Consider the following 5,996-nt stretch of genomic DNA (forward strand, 5'->3'; position numbering starts at 1 on the left):
TTAAAAAATTAAAGACTAAAAGTTATTGTTTTGAGATCGTAGGAATAGATGAGTACAAGAACCTAAAAAAGCAGATAGATAAATCTCTAGAGAACTGTTTGACACAAATACAACTCGCCGTATCGCCACCAAGTCGCCAGTGATCAATGGCGAGGTTAAAACAATGTTTTCTAGTCAGTTATAAGCAAGTCGCCACAATATCCAAAAAACACCCACAGAATGAAAAGTTTATCCCTAAACAACCACAGTTATAAAGTAATTGTTCAAGATTTTAGGCAATGGTTGGACATTATAGGCTATGCAGAAACCACCGTTTACAATCTTCCCAACCATCTCAAAGAGTTTTTTCATTATCTGGAGCAAAATAAGATTAATAGCATCAATGAGATAAACACACAAATCGTTACAGACTATTACAAACAGCTCAAAGAAAGACGCAATCAAAGACGAGGCGGCGCATTATCAAAAGGACAGCTCAATAAACATCAGCAAGCCCTTTTTAAGTTTAGAGAATACCTAAAAGAACATCATCACAGCGGTATCAATATCCATTTAAAAAGAGAATCTAAAAACGAAAAAGACGCTTTAAATGTACTTACTCAAAACGAAATCAAAGAGCTTTTTAAAGCCACGGATTACAGCCATCAAGCCGAAAGAATCAGACAAAGAGATAAAGCCATTTTAGTATGCGCCTACAGTTGCGGACTCAGAAGAAACGAACTCGTACACCTGAATATAAAAGATGTGTTTTTTGATAAACAACGTCTTTTTGTAAGCCAAGGTAAAAACTATAAAGAACGTTTTGTGCCACTTAACAATCACAGTTTAAAAATCCTTGAAGAATACATTTACGACTGGCGTACCGAGTTCTACAAATACAAAGAAACCGAATCTTTGTCTATCAATTATCGAGGTCAAAGATTACAGGGAATGAGCTTTGCAAATAGACTTAAAGCGATCATAAAAGCAACTGGAAATACCGATTTAGAATATAGAAATATCACATTGCACAGTTTGCGCCACAGCATCGCAACACACTTTTTAGAACAAGGCGCAGCGATGGAACAGATCAGCATTTTTTTAGGTCACGCATCATTAGAATCCACTCAAATTTATACACATTTTTTAGAACTAACAGGAAATGAACAAGTACAAAACCTACTTAGAAAGCAAAGCCTACAGCAACAAAAGTATCCCAACATACCTACGAAGCGCAGGTCGTTTTGACGCCTGGTGTAATAACTTTGGAACTTCATCAAACACCATCGATTACAAGACTTTTTTAAAATATATCGAGCATATAAAAAGCGCAGGAACCATAAAGCCAGCAACAGTAAAGAACTACGTAACCAATCTAAAAACCTACTTTGATTATCTCGTAAATAAGAATCAAAGAATCGATAATCCTATCATCAATTTACACATTAAAGGCGTTAAAAAAAGTATCGTCAGAAATCTATTGGAACCTGAAGAACTCGAAGATCTGTATTACAGTTATGATGTTGATATTGTAAATATGCTTTCGCGAAAAAGAAATAAAATCATGTTGGGTTTATTAGTTTATCAAGGCATAACCACCAGCGAGCTGCAACGATTAAAAGTAGAAGATGTACAGCTCTATAAAGGCAAAATCAATATTCTAGGAACTAAAAAAACAGGAAGCAGAGAACTAGAATTAAAACCGTGGCAACTCATGGAACTCATGCAATACATCAATGAAATACGTCCAGAATTATTAAACCAATCTACTTGCATTGAGCGTAGTCGAAATGAAGAAACTGATTTACTTTTTTTCAATAAAGGAAAGAGTACCAGTCTATCAAATCCATTATATGCATTAACCAAAGAGCTTAAAAAGATCAACAATACTTTTATCAATATGCAGCAGATTAGAAACTCTGTTATCGTTGATTGGTTATCAAAAAACAATCTTAGAAAAGTTCAATACATGGCAGGACACAAATACATCAGTTCTACAGAAAAATACCAACAGGACGATTTAGAAAGCTTGCATGAAACTGTAAATATGTTCCATCCTTTTAGTTAGGAAATCTCATTTACCTATATTTTGCAGGATCTTGATGCGTATTAAAAACACTTCTAATTTCCACAACTTTATTCGTTTCATCAAGTGTATAGAAAATGATAAAGGGAAATTTTTTAAGCGGTAAACCTCTCATGTTTTTATAACGCACTTTAAAGAATGGATTTAGTTCTAAAGCTTTGTATGAAGCTTCTATCTCTTTATCAAAGTCTTCAAGTGTTTTTAAAGAGACATCAGCATAATATTGGTAAGCCTCTGCTAAATCTAGATCGGCAAGAGGAGAAATCGTAAGTTTAAATCCCATATTGATGTCTCAGCTTATTTAAAGAACTTCTTGCGTCTACAAAATCAACTGTTTTTTCTTCTAGACGTTTATCAAGAAGTTGTTGAAGATCATTGTTCTCATTAATAAGCGTATCAATAGAATCTTCTTTACCGTTTTTAATTGATTGTAGCGCACTTATTATTGCTTCGTCTTTTAAATTGACAAGCCAGTTAATAAGATCGAGTTTTGCTGTGTGAACATCCATAAAACAAATATACTCAAAAAAGCCACTGCTCGCCAGCCGCACATGCTTTGGATGTCTGCCAACGCTCACGCAGCACATTATTTTTTAAAGTTGTTTAGTTGATTATAGAATAAGGAAACCATAAAAAGTAAAGAGCTGCTCCAGCCGCACACGCCATCCAAAAGCCCCAAGCTATGTTTACATAATAGAAGTTATGTTCGCAAACGACACTTTGAAAGGAACGCTATCGCTGTGATAACGTATTTTGGATACATAACAACTACTATGTAAAATAGCCGCTCGCCAGCCGCTTTAACATCTGAAACAAAACCAGCATCAGAAAGCCAGCCACTTCTGCCATCGCACTACGATCCTTTATATTTATGCTCAATCGCCACATAAAAGGCTAGCATTATCCATAAAGCGGAAGCCCAGCCGCTACACCAAACGCTCTTCCGCCTTATGAATAATGTTTAACAAAAGTGAAAATATAATATATAATTTTATGTTTTTGCAAGTCTGATCAAGAACTTGTAATTTCGTTGAAAGCTTCAGCTCGAAAGAGTTGGGGCTTTTTTTGTTGGCGGTTTTTTAGGTCCGAAAACCTAAGTCGCCCCTAATTAACGTCGAAATCCTTTATTATTAAAAACACGAGATATGATTTTTACTACACTAATACTTTGCTTGACTTTTTTACTGGTTCTGGTGGCTTACTGGATAATGCCAGAAAAGAAAATGAAATCGGTAAATAAGGAACTAAAATCCTTATTAAGCATATTGCCGATAAGTCAAATTATAGAATCCTTCAGAAAAGGTAAGCCAACCTGATGGACGTTTTAAAAAGGTGCGAAAGAGTGGCTGGCGATGCGTTGACTTTCGTAGGTTTTTAAATCGTTAGCCCAAATGGCGATTGAAAGCCGCGCATGAGTTAAAGGGACACAAGGATTTTCAGTCCTTTGTTCATAGGTAAGAGCATTGGATTTTGAATCCAACGTGTCTAATAAATAGAATTGAAAGCACTAGATCCTAAGTCTAGCATCCCATTGGATTTTAAGTCCAACGTGTCCGAATCATGGACTTTTTTGAATACCCAAATATACATTTTTTGTTCCGATGCCGAGCGTCGGCCGAAGCGGCTATTTTACATAGCGTTATTATGGGGCTTTTTCTGCACCATAATGCCACGTTATGTAAACATAGCTTAGGGAGAACTACTGCCACGACCATTTTTTTGCAACGGTTTTTACAACTTCAATCAATAATCAGCTAAAAACGGTTGCATGGTCATAGTGGCTGTAGTTCTTCAGCGGCTGGCGAGCGTTGGCAGGAATCAATGAAAAGACTATATTTATACCGCTGTAAAAGGCATCCGTTCTTTAAAATAAAAAATGCTGGTTTGAGTGAAGGTATGCGCAAAAAAGTGTTCCGTTTTCTTTAAAAACGCATGACTTCCTTTCCCTACGGGATGCTCCTAAATAATAGACATGGAAGTGTGGATAGCGATGCGTATCGATACGGTTTCAACGGTAAAGAAGAGGATGATGAAGTCAAAGGTGAAGGAAGTTCTTACGATTTTGGGGCTAGGATGTATGATAACAGATTGGTTAGATTTATGAGTTTAGATCCAGCTGCAAAAGATTACCCTGGCTTAAGTGATTACCATTTTGTCAGAAACAACCCCATATTAAGAATAGATCCAACAGGTAAATGGGACATAACTGTTCATGTTTTCAATGACAGATCCAAATATGGGTTTGGTGTAGCAATTGTGAAAAATGACGCTGGGAAAGTAATCGCTAGATACACAGTTAGAGTAGAAGGAACTAATCATTCAGCAAATAGTTATAATAAACGTGACAGATCAAGAACAAATGCTGATACTCCACTTGGAGTGTATGATATTCCTACTACCGGCACTTGGATAGCTGGTTCTACAACAGGTAAAAAGAGAAAGGCCTACGGGCCAAATCATCGTTTAGCTTTAAATGGAACTTCGGGAGAGATCGAGACAAGTGGACGTAGTAATATAAGGTTTCATGGCGGTAGACAGGAAACTGAATCAGCTAATGTGACTACAACTACAAAACCTGATGGCACAGTCGTTACTAATACAACTTACACATATTCTGCTCAGGCTAATCCTTCATTAAAATGCACTTATGGTTGTTTTAGAATGTATGATGCTGATGTTTTAGAATTAAAAACTTTAACAGATGCTTTGCCTGTCGAGGATGCAGCTGGAAATGTAACTGTAGTGGCAGATTTAAAAGAGTACAATGGGAATTATTACCTCAAAGAGGATTATGACAAAATAATTAAGTACGATAATAGCATTAATGACTTATCTAACAATAATGATAATTACGATAAAGGTTCACCTGTTCTAATAATTAAATTAACGGAACAATATAATGCTGCTGTCGATAAAAAATTACCTGTCCCAAATGATTGATCTTAAAATAATTCTTTTTTCCATAATTTGGTTGAACCTGTGTTCATGTAAGGAAGTAAAAAATAATGAAGATACCTATACAGAAGAAGACAAAGTATATCAACTTCGTAAAAAAAATATTCAGGTTAGTTGTTTGATATTAAGAAATATTGATAGCACTGCTGCTATAGTTCAAGATAAAGGAGCAAAATCAATTATTACTGACTCTACGGATGATAATTGCCTTCTTCAATACGTTGATTCTATTTCTACAAGATTAATTAAATCGCCGAAGAAAATTTACTTTAAAAACCTAGAAAGTATCAATGATGTTAGCGATGGTTACCTTAGTGAGTATATGTCAGAAATAGCATATGAACAATTTAAAAAGAATTTCGAAGTGTTTTACAATTTTTATAGTAAAGAAGATAAAACAAACATGAAGTTATTTATTTTTAATGGAGTTATTTCTCATATCGAGTTCTCTGAGGATAAAAAAATAGCTAAACATGAAGCAATTAGGATATGTAAGTCTTATAAAGCCCTTTACAAAAGGAATCAATTTTTAGATGATTTGCTATATTTATTAAATAATTATGAATAACACTGTTACCCAGCAGACGCGATCGTCTCTCTCGTGATCTAAACAAGATGCAAATCGCAAGAACTCCACGTCGCGCTCGTCTGTGACGAGAGTGAATAAACATGGCGTTTGCAACGCGTGAGCAATACTTTTGTAGAAAATATAGTAACAAATAAACCACCTGTTATGGGTGGTTTTTTATTGCGGTAGCATTATTGAATATCGTTTAAAACGGTTTTTAAGGTAGTCTTAAGCTTCCTTTTAGACAAGAAAGCATCCATAATAGAAAATATAGTTTTCTGCTCTTCTTTCGATAGTGTATCGATTAATGAGATACGTTCCATGAGTGTTGTATCGATAGAGTTGACATCTTTTAGGATATCACGATCAGTAAAGAGTTCTGCCATGGAAACACCTAGAGCTTTTGCA

Annotated in this window: 7 protein-coding genes; 4 read left to right on the plus strand and 3 right to left on the minus strand. The window is 35.3% G+C overall.

Annotated elements, in window-relative coordinates; all coding sequences use genetic code 11:
• The first annotated feature begins 219 nt into the window (after nucleotides 1–219).
• Together LY01_RS14880 and LY01_RS14885 are read left to right on the plus strand one after the other, a co-directional pair.
• Entirely contained in the window at nucleotides 220–1,227 is a 1,008-nt protein-coding gene (locus tag LY01_RS14880; protein ID WP_104516792.1) for a tyrosine-type recombinase/integrase, read from the plus strand.
• Entirely contained in the window at nucleotides 1,142–2,047 is a 906-nt protein-coding gene (locus LY01_RS14885) for a tyrosine-type recombinase/integrase (protein WP_104516793.1), read from the plus strand. Before LY01_RS14880 ends, LY01_RS14885 begins: the two co-directional genes overlap by 86 nt.
• 10 nt (nucleotides 2,048–2,057) lie before the next feature.
• On the opposite strand, the gene LY01_RS14890 is transcribed toward LY01_RS14885, so the two are convergent.
• Together LY01_RS14890 and LY01_RS14895 are read right to left on the minus strand one after the other, a co-directional pair.
• Nucleotides 2,058–2,348, minus strand: coding sequence for a type II toxin-antitoxin system RelE/ParE family toxin (locus tag LY01_RS14890; protein WP_104516794.1), 291 nt, complete (start codon nucleotides 2,346–2,348; stop codon nucleotides 2,058–2,060).
• Nucleotides 2,338–2,574: a hypothetical protein gene (locus LY01_RS14895; RefSeq protein ID WP_104516795.1), complete on the minus strand. Its 237-nt coding sequence runs from the start codon at nucleotides 2,572–2,574 to the stop codon at nucleotides 2,338–2,340. The genes LY01_RS14890 and LY01_RS14895 overlap by 11 nt, the downstream gene beginning before the upstream one ends.
• Nucleotides 2,575–4,018: 1,444 nt before the next feature.
• Between LY01_RS14895 and LY01_RS14900 the strand changes: the two genes are divergently transcribed.
• A complete protein-coding gene (locus tag LY01_RS14900; RefSeq protein ID WP_170034673.1) occupies nucleotides 4,019–5,005 on the plus strand; it encodes an RHS repeat protein in 987 nt (328 codons plus the stop codon).
• Complete coding sequence (locus LY01_RS14905) at nucleotides 4,998–5,588, plus strand: hypothetical protein (protein ID WP_104516801.1); 591 nt, start codon at nucleotides 4,998–5,000, stop codon at nucleotides 5,586–5,588. The genes LY01_RS14900 and LY01_RS14905 overlap by 8 nt, the downstream gene beginning before the upstream one ends.
• 191 nt (nucleotides 5,589–5,779) lie before the next feature.
• On the opposite strand, the gene LY01_RS14910 is transcribed toward LY01_RS14905, so the two are convergent.
• On the minus strand, nucleotides 5,780–5,996 hold a 217-nt coding region (locus tag LY01_RS14910), incomplete at its 5' end, for a hypothetical protein (RefSeq protein WP_211289308.1).

It is taken from the genome of Nonlabens xylanidelens (assembly GCF_002934445.1).
Lineage (GTDB): Bacteria > Bacteroidota > Bacteroidia > Flavobacteriales > Flavobacteriaceae > Nonlabens > Nonlabens xylanidelens.

Coding starts and splice junctions, on each gene's coding strand:
- LY01_RS14895 (WP_104516795.1), bottom strand. CDS start 2,574: ATGGATGTTCACACAGCAAAACTCGATCTTATTAACTGGCTTGTCAAT.
- LY01_RS14900 (WP_170034673.1), top strand. CDS start 4,019: ATGCTCCTAAATAATAGACATGGAAGTGTGGATAGCGATGCGTATCGA.
- LY01_RS14880 (WP_104516792.1), top strand. CDS start 220: ATGAAAAGTTTATCCCTAAACAACCACAGTTATAAAGTAATTGTTCAA.
- LY01_RS14890 (WP_104516794.1), bottom strand. CDS start 2,348: ATGGGATTTAAACTTACGATTTCTCCTCTTGCCGATCTAGATTTAGCA.
- LY01_RS14885 (WP_104516793.1), top strand. CDS start 1,142: ATGAACAAGTACAAAACCTACTTAGAAAGCAAAGCCTACAGCAACAAA.
- LY01_RS14905 (WP_104516801.1), top strand. CDS start 4,998: ATGATTGATCTTAAAATAATTCTTTTTTCCATAATTTGGTTGAACCTG.